We start from the raw sequence: 15,427 nt of genomic DNA, 5'->3' as shown, positions 1-15,427 counted from the left end.
CGTCATCGATCTCGGTCCTTCGACTCTCGCTGGTCGCCATTGCGCGACAGTCTTCGCGAGATGAGCCCAATGTGCGCAGCGCAACATTGATTTGCCGCTTGGTATTATCGTGCCGAGCTGATATTTTCTCAACGCAATCTTAAGTTTCGTGGGCGGTTGAATCGCACAGGCGGCAGTGCGTCTTGCCGCAGCCATGAAAAGAGTATCGTGTAGGTTGGCTATTGGTTAGCGCATGAGGGATAGCGGTGTTCCGCTTATAGGAAGGGACCAGGAGTCGAACCGGCTTCGCGGGCTTCTCCCGGACAAGAATGGACGCGCTGTTGGTGCGGTCCTAGTAGGAGAGGCTGGAATTGGCAAGAGCCGTCTGGTCGAGGCACTGGCCCAAACTGCGAAGCAGCGCGGCTTCTGTGTGGCGAGGGGGGCCGCCTACGAGATGGCCGAACCTCTGCCATATGGATTGTTTGCCGACACGTTCTCCCAATGGGCTCGCGAGCAGCCGACACTCCTCAACCATGCTCGCAATGACATGATTCGGCCGCTGTCTCGCGTGGTGCCGGCGTTCGCGGCCGCTGCGGATCTTCCTGCTCTCAAAGGACTCTCCGGACCGGACGAGCGGTTTCGACTGTTCGAATCCGCGGTTCATCTGCTTCATGCGGTTGCAGTCGAGTCTCCACTACTGCTCGTGCTCGAGGACCTGCACTGGGCCGATCGCGAATCCTGGTCGATGTTGCTGCATTGCTTACGCTCGACGCGATCTCTGCCGCTGCTGACCGTCATCACTCTCCGTCCCGACGAGACCGGCGGCGAGCCTCTGGAACTCAATGCGCTGATGCGCGAGAGCGAGCTTCATCGGATCGCGGTTCGCTCGCTCGAGCCGGCGGACACGATGCGCATGCTGGAGTCATTGGCAGACGAGCGGCTGCCTGCATCGCTTGCCACGGCAATTCACCGTGAGACTGGCGGCAATCCGTTCTATGTGCGCCAGCTCTTCAACCACCTTGTCGAAGAGGGAAAGCTTGCTGGGCGCCAGGGCCAATGGCCCGCCGATCTCGTGAACAACGGTATCGGCATCCCGGCCGGACTGCGTCCGTTGCTGTCGCGACGGTTCGCGCGGCTCTCGGGGCCGACCTTGGGAATGCTGCGGATCGCTGCGATATTTCCCGAAGGGTTCGATCTCGGCCGATTGCAGCTTCTGATATCGGATTCCGAAGAGACGATTCTGGACCATATCGACGAGGCGATGAGGGCTGGGGTACTCGTCGTTCGCGGTGATGGCTACGTCTTTGCGCATGCGTTGTTGCGGCGCGCCTTGTACGACCAGCTGAACCCCGATCGGAGAGCGATTTTGCATCGACGCGCGGCGACGCGTCTCGCTGAGCTCGATGCCGATCCTGGAGAGATTGCGCATCAGTATCACGCTTCGCAGCGCATCCCGGGTGCTGAAATCGGCGAGGTCTTCGCACTGAACGCAGCCGAGCGCGCGCGAGCGAACTATATCAGCGAGCACGAAGCTGTATTCCTTCGGATCGCTTGCGATCTCGCAGGCGATGCTGCCTCGGACGAGATGCTCCGTGATCTCGCGCTTGCGCAGGCTGCATCACTCGACGTCGAAGCCGCCGATGCGACGACGCGCTTTCTGTTCAGCCGATGCTGGGAGCGGCGGCCATCATGGACCATGAGTTTCCTGGTGGCGATTGTCCGCAGGCTGCGGGACGCCGGCGCTCCCGCTGAGATGTGGCAGCCTCTGGTGGAGCGCGGACTGGAAGCCTGCGATGATCGCCGAGATTTGCACTGGGCCCGATTGGAGGTGCTCCGACAGGACTGGCGGTGCCGATGGAATGACGGGACGTTTGAGGCGATCTACCACGCGCCGGATCCGCGTGCGCTCGATCTCGTTCGTCAGCTTGGAGACGAAGAGGATCGTGCCTCGGCGCTCGACCTGTATGCTCCGCGATCCATCGAACAGACAGAGCAGGTGCAACGTTGGGCCGCCGAATGGCAGAATCCGGCGGCCATCATCCGGGCTCGAGAGGTCGTGACCCATGATTGGATCTATCGGCATGGGCAACTCGCCCTGGGGGTCGAAACAGCGCACGACCTGTTGCGGGATGCCAAGTGTTTCGGGTCGCTTCCTGGTCGGATCGAGGCTTTAACCTCTCTCGCGATTGCCGAGGCGAGCCTGGGTCATTTGGCAAGCTCAGACGCGGCGCTGCGCGACGCGCGTGCGCTGGCCGTCCGATTGGGACCGTGGCACCGGTTGCATATTGCCCTGGAGCTTTCCGCGGTCGCATGGCGTGCCTATTTGTATGGTGGCGACTGGCCGGCGATTGGCCGAGTCGCTTCGCGTGCGCTACAGATCGTCAAGGATCATCCGGTGCGCCTTGGGCAAATCGTGCTTGGCTTCGCCGCTCTCACCGAAGCATTCCTGCCTGACGAAAACGAATACGACGTTCGCATTGAGGCGTTGCTCCGATCCCTGGAGAACACAAATTCCGACAGACAGCTGTCGGATGATGCGCTTGGGCTCGGTGTCTGTGCCGCCTGGCAGCGTGAGGACGTCAAACGTGCCCGCCGGTTCGAAGCGTTGGTCCGCGCTCCAAAGCACGGGAGCACGATCGGTGCAGCCGGTGAATGCCGTGAATTCATCCTCGGACGCCTCGCGGCCCTTCAGGATCACACGGTTGCGGCACGCACACACTTCGCAAAGGCCCGCGGCGACCTTGAACGGGCAGGCCAAGTCTGCCTCCGAGCGCTCGTCGATCTTGATGAGGCGACCGTTGCGGGAACCTCAGGGGACAAGCCGTCATCGCGTGCGCTGCTGCAGCGGGGACGCGAGCAGTTCGTAGCACTCGGCATGCGAAGCTGGCAGGAGCGCGTTGATCGAGCACGGATAGAGGGAGTCGAGGCGGAGTCACGCAACTTATACGCGCGAGGTCCGGATGATCTTTCACCACGAGAAATGGAGATCCTCAGCAAGCTCGCTGCCGGCAGCCGCTCCAAGGCCATTGCTGCGGAACTACGCCTCAGTGTGCCGACCGTCAATCGGCACATTGCGAACATATATATGAAGATCGGCGTGAGCTCGCGCGCCGCAGCAACCGCTTACGCGATGAGACACCGTCTCAGCATGCTCCAGTGAAGCAGTACACATCGATTGCATAGTTTTTATGATGGTGACGGCTGCAATGAGTGCGTAAGCTTACGGTGTGTAAAAAAAATGAAAGTCATGGGCGGACAACGAGTAGCAGGGCAAGGAGTCGACGTCGGGCGTCGTCGAATCCCTTCGCGCGTGCTCGTCGGCGCTGTCGGAGCATCCCGGGGACGAGTCAGACGCCTCTCGGGAGCTACGTCTGCGGCCGGCAAGTCGCGTCCGCCTAGGGTGGTTCAAGGGGACGTGGCATGCGTGATACAGACGGGGATATCAGCAAGGTAGACACCGCTTACACTAAGCTCAAGGACCTCGTCATCCACTATGATCTGGTACCTGACGGCAAGGTCCGGGTGCTTCCGGGAGAGCATCTGCATATTGACGATCTGGCGGATCGCGTCAATGCGAGCGCCACGCCTGTACGCCAAGCGCTGGAGCGCCTACAAGGCGAGGGGCTGATCGACAGCATCGCGAAGCGAGGCTTCTTCTCCAAGGTTCCGAACGCGTCCGAGCTGCAGGATCTGTATGAATTTGCCCGGCTGGTTCTTGAGCACAATATTACGAGGCCACTCGATCCGTCGTCGGTTGCGCGTCTCGGCCGGGGTTTGATGAAAGTGGAAGCCGTTGCAGTGGGCCACTCGGCAACGAAGTGTGTCAAGCATCATGCGATGACCATCGAGAGCGTCTTCGAGCAGATCACGCAGCTGTCGCGAAACGGGCAGATGCTGAGAATGATGCGGAACTTCAATGATCGCAGCCGGTATGTCCGATGCCTCTCGATCTTGCAAAGCCCGGATCACGGCGCGCAGGTACGAGAATGTCTCGAGCTGATCGAATTGCTCCGCGATCAAGATCCGAAAGGTGCAAGCGCTAAATTGGAAACGCACATGTGTCGGATGATCGTCGATCTGCCCGAGCTCATCAGGGACGCTAGGTCACGCTGGACGATGGCCGCGGCCATATAGATCTCGTTTGACGTTTGATTGTAATGCCCATGGGTACATCGACCTTCGACCTGTGAGAGGGTCCAAGACCCCGGTTGCGAGTGAAGCTCTGGATCCGGCATGCGCGGGGAGAATTCGCGGGGCGACCGAAGCCAAAATCAGGCCCATCATTTGAGCCCTGGCGTGAGCGAGAGGGTGGCGATGTCGGCGTGGTTTTCGAGCCGACTAGGCTTGCCGGGTGGGCTCTCAAGGGCTTGGCCGGCTATCGCCGCAATTGCTGTCCTGGCGATCGTGGGAGTCGCGCTGCTGTCCTATCGATTGGCCCTGAGCGCTGGCCTCGCGCAGATGAGCCGCGACTCCGACGATCGGCTTACGTTGATCGCCAGCACGTTCGATGCAACCGTTGCCCGCTTCCGATATCTGCCCACGGTTCTTTCACTCGCCGATCCGGTGCGCCGGCTGTTCCGGACACCGGGCGATGGGGCAGTTGTCGAAGCGGCCAACCGCTATCTTAAGTCGCTAAATCAGGCCGCGGGATCGGCCGAGCTCTACGTGCTGGACACGGCCGGGGTGACGCTGGCAGCAAGCAATTATGATGGAGCAAAGAGCTTCGTCGGGCATGCGTACGACTTTCGCCCCTATTTCCAGAGCGCAATCCGTGACGGGGAAGGACAGCTCTATGCCGTTGGGGTGACGACCGGCTTGCCTGGCTACTTCTTGTCGCAACGGATCACCGAAGGCGAGCTTACGATCGGGGTCGCCGTCGTGAAGATCGATTTGACGCCGCTGGAAGCCGATTGGGTCAGGGCCGGTGATCTGGTGGCCATGGAAGATGAAGGAGGCGTGCTCATCCTGGCCAGCCGCGCGCAGTGGAAATATCATCCGTTGCGAAGGCTACCCTCGACCGCGGTCGCGCGTCTGAACGCGTCCCGGCAGTTCGGCGACACGATCGAGAATGCTCCGATCCTCGGTTCGTCGGCCGAATCGGGCGAGGTATCGGTCGAACTGGGCGACGACGATGGCGTCCACGAATATGCGCTGCGTGCGCGGCCTCTGCCGGCGCATGGATGGCAGCTGCTCATTTTTTCGGACATCGGGGAGGCTCGTCGGCATGCAATGACCATCGCGGTCACGGCCGGTTTTGCCGTTCTCACGGTACAGCTGCTTGGGCTTGTCGCTCATCAATGGCGGCAATCGATGAAAGCCAAGGGCGAAGCTAACGAGCTGCTGGAACGAAGTGTTGCGGAGCGCACGATGGAGCTGCGCGAAGCCAATCGTCAACTGACAAGTGAAGTCCTGGAACGGACGCGCACCGAGCAGGAATTGCGACAAACCCACGAGAGCCTGGTGCAGAGTGCGAAGCTTGCCAGTCTTGGACAAGCCCTGGCGGGAGTGGCGCATGAAATCAACCAGCCACTCGCGGCGCTCACCACTTACATCGCAAGCAGCCGAGTCTTGTTGCAACGCAACGAGATCGAACGAACGGCCCTGAACCTCGACCTGATGTCATCCATAGCCGAGCGAATGATGGCATTGATCGGTCACTTGCGCATGTTTGCCCGCAAGGAGACCGGTGCAACCAGCAGAGTCGATGTCGGTGTGACACTCGGCAATGCGATGCGGCTCCTGCAGTACCGGATCAGAAATGAAGGTATCGAGGTTGTCTTGGACTTGCCCGCGGAGCCGGCTCACGTTGAGGCGAATCCGATCCGTCTCGAGCAGGTCTTCGTCAACCTGCTCTCGAACGCGGTCCAGTCGATGCGTGATCGCCCGCGCCGGGTTCTCACGGTTTCCATCCGTCGTGCGGGTAGCACCGTTACGACCGAGGTCGCAGACACCGGGAGCGGAATCTCCGCGGATCACATGAAATCGCTGTTCGATCCGTTCTTCACCACCAAGGAAATCGGCGAAGGGCTCGGCCTCGGCCTTTCAATCAGCTATGGGATCGTGAGGGAGCTCGGAGGCACGATTTCGGTTGAGAGTGAACTGCAAATCGGAAGCCGGTTTCGGGTGACCTTGCCGACGCCGCCCGAGCCGGCCTAGACCTATCGGGGTGTGTGGATGAGCAAATCGATTCTTGTCGTTGACGACGAGGAGATCGTTCGCAGCTCGATCAGACAATGGCTGGAGCTGGGCGGCTTCGAAGCGCGCACAGCCCGAAATGCTGACGAGGCGCTGTCGATGCTTCAGGCCGAGCTGCCTGACGTGGTACTGACCGACTTCCGGATGCCGCATCGATCCGGCATCGAACTCATGCGCGACGTGCAGCGAATCGATCCCGACATTCCGGTCGTCCTGCTCACTGCTCACGGCGACGTTGCCCTCGCGGTTGCGGCCATGCGCGAGGGCGTCTACGATTTTTTGCAGAAGCCTGCCAACCCAGACCATATGTCTGCCGTGCTGGCGCGGGCGGCAGAACAATCAGGATTGAAGCGTCAACTCAGGCAACTCACCAGCCGGCTCGGCGCCGAAGGTGAGCTGGAGCGACGTCTCCTCGGGACATCGCCCGCGATGGCCACGCTGCGAAAGTCCGTTGGCGAGCTCGCCGAGCACGACAGGGATGTGATCCTCTTCGGCGAGAGCGGCACGGGAAAGGAGGTCGTCGCTCGCGCACTGCATGACCTTGGTCCGCGGGCACGAGCTCCATTCGTTGCGGTGAATTGCGCGGCTATACCCGCCGAGCTGTTCGAGAGCGAGTTGCTGGGTCACGAGGCGGGCGCGTTCACTGGCGCACGCGGGGCGCGCATCGGGAAGTTCGAACATGCCAGCGGCGGAACTCTCCTGCTCGATGAAATTGAAAGCATGCCACACGCGTTCCAGGTTAAGATCCTACGCGTTCTGCAGGAGCGCGTGGTCGAGCGGGTGGGATCGAACCGGCTGATCCCGGTCGACGTCCGTGTGATCGCGGCCGCGAAAGCCGATCTCGCCGCGGATAGCCGCAGCGGCCGCTTTCGGGCCGATCTCTACTTCCGCCTGGCAGCGGCGGAGATCCGTCTCCCGCCGTTGCGCGAACGGGGCAACGACGTGCTGCTGCTATTCCAGCATTTTGCCGGGGAAGCTGCCCGGCGCAGCGGCCGTGACCTGACGCCACTCGGAGCCGAGGATTTCGATGCACTGCTGACCCATGACTGGCCTGGCAATGTTCGAGAATTGAAGAACGTGGCTGAACGCTACGCGCTCGGCTTGGCCGCAACGGGTCGCCGCGTCGCGGAAATTCTGCGGCGAGCCGAGGGAGCGGGCGCAAGGCGCTCGCTCTCTGAGCGTGTCGCAGCTTATGAGCGCATGCTGATCGAGGCGTCCTTGCTGGAGCACAACTGGTCAGTTGCAGCGGTTATGGAAAGTCTCGGCGTGCCACGGCGGACTCTCAACGAAAAAATGGCAAGGTACGGCTTGCTGCGACCCAGCCGAACCTCCTGCTAGGCACGAAGCGGATTCCCGCTCACGCTCCGACGCGGATCGGCGGAATTCCGCTTAGCGCGGCGAGCCCGTTTCACGCGAGGCGCATGCAACCATCTGAAATGGCTTTGTTTGGCGGCGCGATCGGCGGCCGCCGCCGGCTGGCACGCGGGTTGCTCAGGCATGAGCACGATTGGCCTTAGAGCCTAAGAAAACGTGCACTCGGAGGACGCCATGAAGTTTGAGCGAGCTATCAGCCCCACCCTCGTTGCGGCCGCCGATGAAGCACGCCGTGACGGCCTTGGGATGGGTAGCCGCTTGCGCGCGATCTTCGTCGGCTCGATCGGAAATCTGGTGGAATGGTATGACTTCTACGCCTATGCCGCGTTTGCGTTGTATTTCGCCAAATCGTTCTTTCCTGAGGGCGACGAGGTCGTGCAGCAGTTGAACGCCGCGCTGCTGTTTGCCGCCGGCTTTCTTGTCCGCCCACTCGGAGGCTGGCTATTCGGCCATTTTGCAGATCATCATGGCCGCCGTAATGCCCTGACCTTGTCGGTCTTGATGATGTGCTTCGGCTCGCTGATCATCGCCGTGACGCCCACCTATGCGTCGATCGGCTTTGCGGCCCCGGTCCTGCTCGGTTTCGCGCGAATCGTGCAGGGAATCAGCCTTGGCGGTGAATATGGCGCCAGCGCAACTTACCTGAGCGAGGTCGCGGACGAAAAGAACCGCGGATTCTATTCCAGCTTCCAATATGTGACGTTGATTGGCGGCCAGCTCTGCGCGATCGTCGTTCTGCTGGTCCTGCAGAAGGTGCTTCTGACGGAGGAGCAGCTTCGTGGATGGGGCTGGCGTATTCCGTTCGTCATCGGCGCGCTGCTGGCCGTCGTGGCCGCTGTCATGCGCCGCAACCTGCACGAAACGGATGTATTCACCCGCGCGAAGTCGGCAAGACAGGGGAGTTCGCTGCGCGCGCTGGGTCAGTTCCGACGTGAAGTCTTGCTCGTCGTTGGACTAACAATGGGGGGAACTGCGGCCTTCTACACCTATACCACCTACATGCAGAAATACCTGAAGCTCTCCGTCAAGCTGACCGATGATCAAACGACCATGGTCACGGCCTGTAGCCTGATCTTCGCAATGGTGCTGCAGCCGCTCTATGGCGCCCTTTCCGATCGCATCGGACGCAAATGGCTGTTGATCGGGTTCGGACTGGGCGGAACTCTGTTCACGATTCCGCTTCTGAACACGCTGCAGGGAGTCCACGATCCGTTCACCGCGTTCCTCCTGATCGCGGCGGCGTGGTTGATCGTATCCGGCTATACCTCGATCAATGCGGTGGTCAAGGCCGAACTGTTCCCAACTGCAATTCGAGCAACGGGCGTAGCGCTGCCATATGCATTGACCGTTTCGATCTTCGGCGGCACGGCAGAGTCGATCGCGCTTTGGTTCAAGTCGATCGGTCACGAAAGCTGGTTCTATTTCTACCTCACCGGCTGCATTGCGACCTCTCTCGTCGTCTATCTCACCATGCGCGACACCCGGCGGCACTCGGCGATCGATCGTGAGCAGAAAGCGCGATGAGCGACGCGTCGCATGAGCGCGCGACGCGCCGCGCAGCCTTCGGCTCAAGCTCGCCGGATCAGCAATCCTCGCGCAGCAGGTATCGATATGGACAGCGAATTCAATCGAGTCGATGTTGCCTACGCCCGAATCAAGGAATTGGTCACACACTACGAGTTGACGTCGGAGTCGAAGATCATTTTGCCAGGCGAGCACCTGCGCATCGAACAGCTTGCTGATTATGTCAGGGCGAGCGCGACACCGGTGAGACAAGCTCTCGAGCGTCTTCATGGCGAGGGGCTGATTGATATCGTTCCAAAGCGAGGCTTCTTCTCGAGGGTCCCGGACGCAGCGGAGCTGCAGGACCTCTATGAGTTTGCTCGGCTGGTGCTCGCGCATAATCTCAGGAAGGCTTTGGAGCCATCGTCGGCCGTACGCTTTGGCCGAAGCGCGATGAGAATGGCGGCGCTTCCGCCCGCGAATTCGGCAAGGAATCGCGCCAAGCATTATGCTGCCGCCATCGAGGGTGTGTTCGAGCAGATCGCGCAGATATCGAGGAACGAGGAGATGCTGCGAATGATAAAAAACTTCAACGACCGCAGCCGGTATATTCGATGCCTCGTCATCTCCCGAGACGCCGATCCGGACTCCGAGCTCCGTGACTGTCTTGATATCGCGGACGGCGTCCGCAGCCAGAACGCCGCGCGCGCGTGCGCACGCCTGGAAGCCCACATGCACCGAACGATTGCAAATTTGCCAGAATTGATACGGGAAGCCAGATCGCGCTGGGCCATTGCCGCCGCTGCAGGCTGAACCATCCCACCTAATGGTCTCGCACTCACGGCGCCCGCGAAGTTCGATGGTCGATCGTTGCCATCGATCGAGCTGGTGGGTCGTTTGCGTTCGTGTGGACTGGCAAACTAGTCTTTAGCTGCAGTCTCGTGCCGACCTAACTCGACGTTTGAGGATGTGTGCAGCCGACCGCAAGGAGCCACTCCTGATAGTTGCGCTCGAACCGTTCACGGTCGGCGAGCAGCGGCCGCGGTTTTCCGCGAGCAAGGTAAGCCCCCGGCGACGGCCGCCTTGCGTCGGAGCTGACGCTTGTTGAAGCCATAGGACTAGTCCTGGAGCCAGTCCTATGGCTAAAGCGGAAGTGGAAGTGATCACGTCGGAGCGGCGACGGCGGCATTGGTCGCGGGCCGATAAGGAGCGTGTCGTTGCTGCAGCGTTAGAACCGGGAGCGACGATCCTGGAGGTGGCGCGAGCGTTCGGGGTGCATTCCAGCCAGGTGTTTCGCTGGCGCCAGCAGCTATGCGGCAAGGAGGCTGCCGCGCCGGGTTTCGCCGCCTTGACGATCGCAGCCGATCCTCACGCGGCGGCAGCTCCAACGCAGGGGCTGATCGAAGTAGAGCTCGGGGCGGAGGCCAAGATCCGGATCAGCGGCGCGGCGGATGTCGCGACGGTGACCGCGGTGATCGCGGCGCTCCAGGCGGTTCGCGATGACGATCCCGATCCCCTCCGGCACCCGGGTCTGGCTTGCGACAGGCCATACCGACATGCGCAAGGGCTTCGACGGTCTGGCGCTCAGTGGAAGGTGATCCAGCATGTACGGGAGAAGTTCTCCTGCCGCGCCTGCGAGGCGATCACGCAGCCGCCGGCGCCATTCCATCCGATCTCGCGCGGACGCGCGGGACCGCGCCTGTTGGCGCACATCCTGTTCGCCAAATACGGGCTGCACGGCTGCGCGCAAGCCGGGCCCGATCATTGAGGTCGGCTGCTGGGCGCATGCACGGCGCAAGTTCTTTGAGATCGCACGGCTGAAGAAGGCGCCGATCGCGATCGAAGCGATCGCGAAGATCGACGCGCTGTTTGCGATCGAACGCGAGATCAACGGTCTACCGGCCCACGAACGCAAAGCCGTGCGCGACGCACGCAGCTGCCCACTCGTCGACGAGCTCCACGGCTTCCTGCGCGAACGCCGTACCAAGCTGTCCGGCAAGAGCGAGACCGCAAAAGCAATCGACTACAGCTTCAAGCGCTGGGAGGTGTTCACAATACGGCCGAGCGCGAGCTGCGCGCCGTGGCCCTCGGCCGCAAGAATTGGACCTTCGCCGGCTCCGACGAAGGCGGCCGCCGCGCTGCCGCCATCTACACGCTGATCCAGACCGCCAAGCTCAACAACGTCGACCCGCAGGCTTGGCTCGCCGACGTCCTCGCCAAGCTACCCGATCATCCGGCCAGCAAGCTCGCCGATCTGCTTCCCTGGAGCTGGCAGGCCGCCCAGACATCGGCCGCCGCCTGATCGAGCCGCTCCAGACCGTCCAGAGCAGTCGCTCGGCCCGTGGCCTTCACCGGACGCCTACGCAATTCAAGCACATCACTTGGCTTCTGACGACCAAATCCAATCGGGGCGAAGGCGCCTTTGGCGCTGAACGCAAAATACGGTCAGTAGCTGCGGGGGATGTGTCGCGGGCTCTTCCCGACTTCCGAGAGAGCTATTGATTGAGTGGCGCACCCGACACGATTCGAACGTGTGACCTTTGCCTTCGGAGGGCAACGCTCTATCCAGCTGAGCTACGGGTGCGTACGGCAAATCGTTTAGCCGATTGCCCCGGCGACGGCAACGGCCTTGGATGCTCCCGGACCGGGCGGACGGCCGCTCGCGCCGCGAGGCACGCGGGCAGTTCGGCGGGGGGCGCGGCCGGCCCGCTCCCGCCGACCGCCCTACGCCGGCACGATGGTCTTGCCGATCGGCCACAAGGCGAGCCCGGCGAGCTTCAGATGGGCCCAGGCGAAGGGCAGGCCGATGATGCTCACCGCGAGCACGATTGCGGTCAGGAGGTGGCCGAGCGCCAGCCACCAGCCGGCCAGCACGAGCCAGATGATGTTGCCGAGCAGGCCGAGAACGCCGGTTCCGACGTCCTCCATGCCGGTGAGCTCGTCGCGGCGGACCGCGCGCGAGCCGAACGGCAGCAGCGTATAGGCGGCGATGTTGAAGGCGGCGCGGGACCAGGGCAGGCCGACGATCGTGATTGCCATCACGACCGCGGCGACCAGCCAGCCGAACGCCATGTAGGCGCCGCCGCACAGGATCCAGAGGATGTTCAGAAGCATGGAAACCGGCTGCATGACGACCTGCCAACTCCGTTGTTGCCGCTCCGGATATAGGAACGCCGCGCCGAGGCCGGTAGCGGGCCGGTCGTCGAAATCTGCGTGGCCTCGCGCCGCAGCCTCGGCCGGGACGGCCGGGCGTGGACCGTGCCGGCGAGCCGGCTCAGCCGGCGACCTGCAGGCCCCCTGCCGCCGCCTCCAGGGCAAACAGCTTGCGCAGCTCGGCCGCCGGCTTCGGGGCGCTGAACAGATAGCCCTGCATTTCGGTGCAGCCGAGCTGGCGCAGCGCCGTCTGCTGCGCCCCGGTCTCGACGCCTTCGGCCGTGGTCGTCATGTTGCTGGCGGCGGCGATGCTCACCACCGCCTGGACGATCGCCGACGAGCTGCCGGCGCCGATGTCGCTGACGAAGCAGCGGTCGATCTTGATCTTGTCGAACGGGAACCGCTTCAGATAGCTCAGCGACGAATAGCCGGTGCCGAAATCGTCGAGCGCGATGCGCACGCCCATGTCGTGCAACTGGTGCAGGATGCCGAGCGCGGCGTCGTCGTCGCTGATCAGCACCGCCTCGGTGATCTCGATCTCGAGCCGTTCGGGTGCAAGGCCGGCCGCCGACAGCGCGCCTGCGATCCGCAGCGCCAGGGTCGGCGATTTGAGCTGCACGGGCGAGACGTTCACGGCGATGCGGATGTCGGCGGGCCAATGCGCGGCCTCGGCGCAGGCGGTGCGTAACACCCAGTCGCCGATCTCGTTGATGAGCCCGGTGTCCTCGGCGAGCGGAATGAAGTCGAGCGGCGGCACCATCCCTCGCTCCGGATGACGCCAGCGCAACAGCGCCTCGCAGCCGGTCATGACGTTCTCGCTGAAGCCGAGCAGCGGCTGGTAGTGCAGCTCGAATTGGCCTTCTGTGATCGCCCGGCGCAGGTCCTGCTGCAACTGCAGCCGCGCGCGCGCGTTTTCATCCATCGCCGGCTCGAAGAAACGGAAAGTGCGGCGGCCGCCGGCCTTGGCGGCATACATTGCGAGGTCGGCATTCTTGGTCAGCTGGTCGCGCTCGACGCCGTCCTGGGGCGCCAGCGCGATGCCGATGCTGGCGTCGGTCGACAATTGGTGGCCCAGGCATTTATAGGGCTCGCGGATCGAGTCGAGGATCTCCTTCACGGCCACGATGACCTCGTCCCGGTCCGCAACGGTGGTCAGCAGCACCGCGAATTCATCGCCGCCGAGCCGGGCCACCATATCCTCCGGCGCGAGGCAGCTTTCGATGCGGCGCGCGATCGTCTTCAACAGCTCGTCGCCGACATGATGGCCGAGCGAATCGTTGATGCCCTTGAACTCGTCGACATCGATGTAGAGCAGCGCGAAGAAGGTGCCGTGGCGCACGCGTTCCAGTTCCTCGTCGATGCGCTCCTGGAACAGCACGCGGTTCGGCAGCTCGGTCAACGCATCGAAATGTGCGAGATGGGCGATCTTCTCGTCGGCCAGCCGCCGCTCCGTGGTGTCCTCGATCACGTTGATCAGATAGCGCGGCTGCTGCGCATCATCCGCGACGGCGATGCGCCGCGATGTGATGTAGCGCAAGCCCAGCCCCGGACTCTGCCAGGGATGTTCGGCGAGAAACAGCCCGTCCGACTGCTCCAGAGCCCGGTCGTCGTCCGCCGTCACCTTTTCCGCGACCGGTCGCGGCAGCAGGTCGAACGCCGTCTTGCCGACGATCTCGTCGCGTGGCACGCCGAAGCGCTGCTCGGTCGACTGGTTGACCAGCACGTAGCGGCGGTCGCGGACGTCCTTGACCATGATGTGTGACGGGATGTGGTCGATGATCTCGCGCAGGAACGCGTAATTGCGGTCGCGCTCCTGCTCGATCCTGCGATGCTCGCTGATGTCCTCGATCGTCGTGACCCATCCGCCCGACGCCAGCGGCTTGTCGATGATGTTGAAGAAGCGTCCGGCTCCGCCCTCCGCGATCATCTGCGACGTGCCGCCTGCCGCGGCTCTGTCGATGATGTCGGCGCAGAAGTCGGTCACGTCGCCGTTGAAGGATCCGCGCGCCTTGCAGTGCGCGATGACCTCGCTGAGGTGGGCACCGGGCCTGATCGCGTCTCTGGACAGGCCGAGCAGGTCGATGAAGCGCTGATTGAACATCACGACGCATGCGTTCGCGTCGAACGAGATCAGCCCCTGCGTCATGTTGTCCAGCGCAGTCTCGACCCGTTGCTTCTCGGTCTCCAGTTGACGCGTTGCCGCACGCCCCTGTCGCACGATCTGCCGGATCATCAGGCTGAACGTCAGGGCGATGACCGCGATCGCAAGCATCGCCGCACCCACGAGCAGCACCATCTGCGATCGCCAGTCCGCGAGCGCATCGTCGACCAGCCTATTGGCCGAGATGACGAGCGGGAAGCGCCCGATCCTGGAGGCCGACGCGATCTTCTCCAGGTTGTCGACGGAGCTCGTGAGCAGGGTCGTGCGCAGGCCACTCTCCGCGACCCCCTTCAGCAGCTCGTCGTTCCCGATCCTGGCGCCCATCAGGGATTCGGCGTGCGGGTAGCGCGCCAGCACGGCGCCGTCGGAATGGACCAGCATGATCGACGAGCCCTTCCCGAGAGCCATCGATTCCAGGAACGTCTCGTAGGTGTGCGGATCCACGCGGCGGGTCAGGAGGCCGAGGAATTCCCCGTTCGGGCCGTTCAGGCGATGCGCGACGATGGTCGCCCAGCCGCCGGTGACGCGGCTCATGACGGGCAGGATCACGAAGCTGTCCGGCCGCGATGCCGATTGCAGGTCCTTGAAGTAGGAGCGGTCCGCGACGTTGATGGCCGGCAGCGGGTCGTTGGACGACCAGTTCACGAAATTGCCGTCGACGTCGATGATCGTGAGGTCTCCCATATAGGACAGGCCACTGACCTGAGAGCGCAGCATCTCGCTGATCTCGGGTTTTGCCATCTCGGTCCGGAATGCCTCCGGCGAACCAATCGACGCGAGCTGCATGCGGCGGATCGCATGCGACACCGCGGTCTCGGCATCTTCGAACTGCTGCGCGAAATGCCGACTCAACAGCAGCACGGTATTTTCGAGCTCGCGCTCGTTGTTGGCGATCGCACGTGTCCGAAAGCCGCTGGCCATGACGATCGTCCCGATGACGATGGCTGCGATCAGAAGCGCGCCGCACGCGATCAGCCATGGCACCGGACCGCGCCAGAGGGACGTGCCAATCCGTTCCGGCTCGCTACCGCCGGTCCCTGACGTGTCTGCTGCGCCCTGCAT

The 15,427-nt window shown here is 62.8% G+C and carries 8 protein-coding genes, 1 tRNA gene and 2 pseudogenes; 8 read left to right on the top strand and 3 right to left on the bottom strand.

Annotated features, from left to right (window positions below):
• Positions 1 to 232: 232 nt before the first annotated feature.
• From QX135_RS00985 to QX135_RS00955, 8 genes and pseudogenes are all read left to right on the top strand, one after another.
• Positions 233 to 3,139, top strand: a complete 2,907-nt coding sequence (locus tag QX135_RS00985; protein WP_316177735.1) for a helix-turn-helix transcriptional regulator — start codon at positions 233 to 235, stop codon at positions 3,137 to 3,139.
• 260 nt (positions 3,140 to 3,399) lie between these two features.
• Positions 3,400 to 4,113: a GntR family transcriptional regulator gene (locus tag QX135_RS00980; protein WP_315735411.1), complete on the top strand. Its 714-nt coding sequence runs from the start codon at positions 3,400 to 3,402 to the stop codon at positions 4,111 to 4,113.
• A 162-nt stretch (positions 4,114 to 4,275) separates the two neighbouring features.
• Positions 4,276 to 6,135, top strand: coding sequence for an ATP-binding protein (locus QX135_RS00975; RefSeq protein WP_316177733.1), 1,860 nt, complete (start codon positions 4,276 to 4,278; stop codon positions 6,133 to 6,135).
• Positions 6,136 to 6,153: 18 nt separating this feature from the next.
• Complete coding sequence (locus QX135_RS00970) at positions 6,154 to 7,512, top strand: sigma-54 dependent transcriptional regulator (RefSeq protein ID WP_316177731.1); 1,359 nt, start codon at positions 6,154 to 6,156, stop codon at positions 7,510 to 7,512.
• Positions 7,513 to 7,794: 282 nt separating this feature from the next.
• Positions 7,795 to 9,072 (top strand): MFS transporter, encoded by a 1,278-nt coding sequence (locus tag QX135_RS00965; protein WP_316177884.1) that lies wholly within the window; start codon positions 7,795 to 7,797, stop codon positions 9,070 to 9,072.
• 12 nt (positions 9,073 to 9,084) lie between these two features.
• Entirely contained in the window at positions 9,085 to 9,864 is a 780-nt protein-coding gene (locus tag QX135_RS00960) for a GntR family transcriptional regulator (protein ID WP_315735405.1), read from the top strand.
• A gap of 325 nt (positions 9,865 to 10,189) precedes the next feature.
• Positions 10,190 to 10,477, top strand: a pseudogene (locus tag QX135_RS32400) (transposase); the annotation flags it as partial.
• A gap of 159 nt (positions 10,478 to 10,636) precedes the next feature.
• A pseudogene (locus QX135_RS00955) lies at positions 10,637 to 11,353 on the top strand (transposase); the annotation flags it as partial.
• 205 nt (positions 11,354 to 11,558) lie between these two features.
• Here the strand turns inward: QX135_RS00955 and QX135_RS00950 are convergent.
• From QX135_RS00950 to QX135_RS00940, 3 genes are all read right to left on the bottom strand, one after another.
• A tRNA-Arg gene (locus QX135_RS00950) sits at positions 11,559 to 11,635 on the bottom strand.
• 140 nt (positions 11,636 to 11,775) lie between these two features.
• A complete protein-coding gene (locus tag QX135_RS00945; protein ID WP_315735400.1) occupies positions 11,776 to 12,180 on the bottom strand; it encodes a YccF domain-containing protein in 405 nt (134 codons plus the stop codon).
• Between the two features lie 145 nt (positions 12,181 to 12,325).
• Positions 12,326 to 15,427, bottom strand: a complete 3,102-nt coding sequence (locus QX135_RS00940; RefSeq protein ID WP_316233909.1) for an EAL domain-containing protein — start codon at positions 15,425 to 15,427, stop codon at positions 12,326 to 12,328.

The sequence above is a fragment of the Bradyrhizobium sp. SZCCHNR1098 genome, from assembly GCF_032489375.1.
Classification (GTDB): Bacteria; Pseudomonadota; Alphaproteobacteria; order Rhizobiales; family Xanthobacteraceae; genus Bradyrhizobium.
This window is presented reverse-complemented; position numbering and strand designations above follow the sequence as displayed.

What these genes read in the sequence shown, in the direction of transcription:
- QX135_RS00985 (WP_316177735.1), top strand. Translation starts at nt 233, where the DNA reads ATGAGGGATAGCGGTGTTCCGCTTATAGGAAGGGACCAGGAGTCGAAC.
- QX135_RS00980 (WP_315735411.1), top strand. Translation starts at nt 3,400, where the DNA reads ATGCGTGATACAGACGGGGATATCAGCAAGGTAGACACCGCTTACACT.
- QX135_RS00970 (WP_316177731.1), top strand. Translation starts at nt 6,154, where the DNA reads ATGAGCAAATCGATTCTTGTCGTTGACGACGAGGAGATCGTTCGCAGC.
- QX135_RS00965 (WP_316177884.1), top strand. Translation starts at nt 7,795, where the DNA reads ATGGGTAGCCGCTTGCGCGCGATCTTCGTCGGCTCGATCGGAAATCTG.
- QX135_RS00960 (WP_315735405.1), top strand. Translation starts at nt 9,085, where the DNA reads ATGAGCGCGCGACGCGCCGCGCAGCCTTCGGCTCAAGCTCGCCGGATC.
- QX135_RS00945 (WP_315735400.1), bottom strand. Translation starts at nt 12,180, where the DNA reads ATGCAGCCGGTTTCCATGCTTCTGAACATCCTCTGGATCCTGTGCGGC.
- QX135_RS00940 (WP_316233909.1), bottom strand. Translation starts at nt 15,427, where the DNA reads ATGCAGGGCGCAGCAGACACGTCAGGGACCGGCGGTAGCGAGCCGGAA.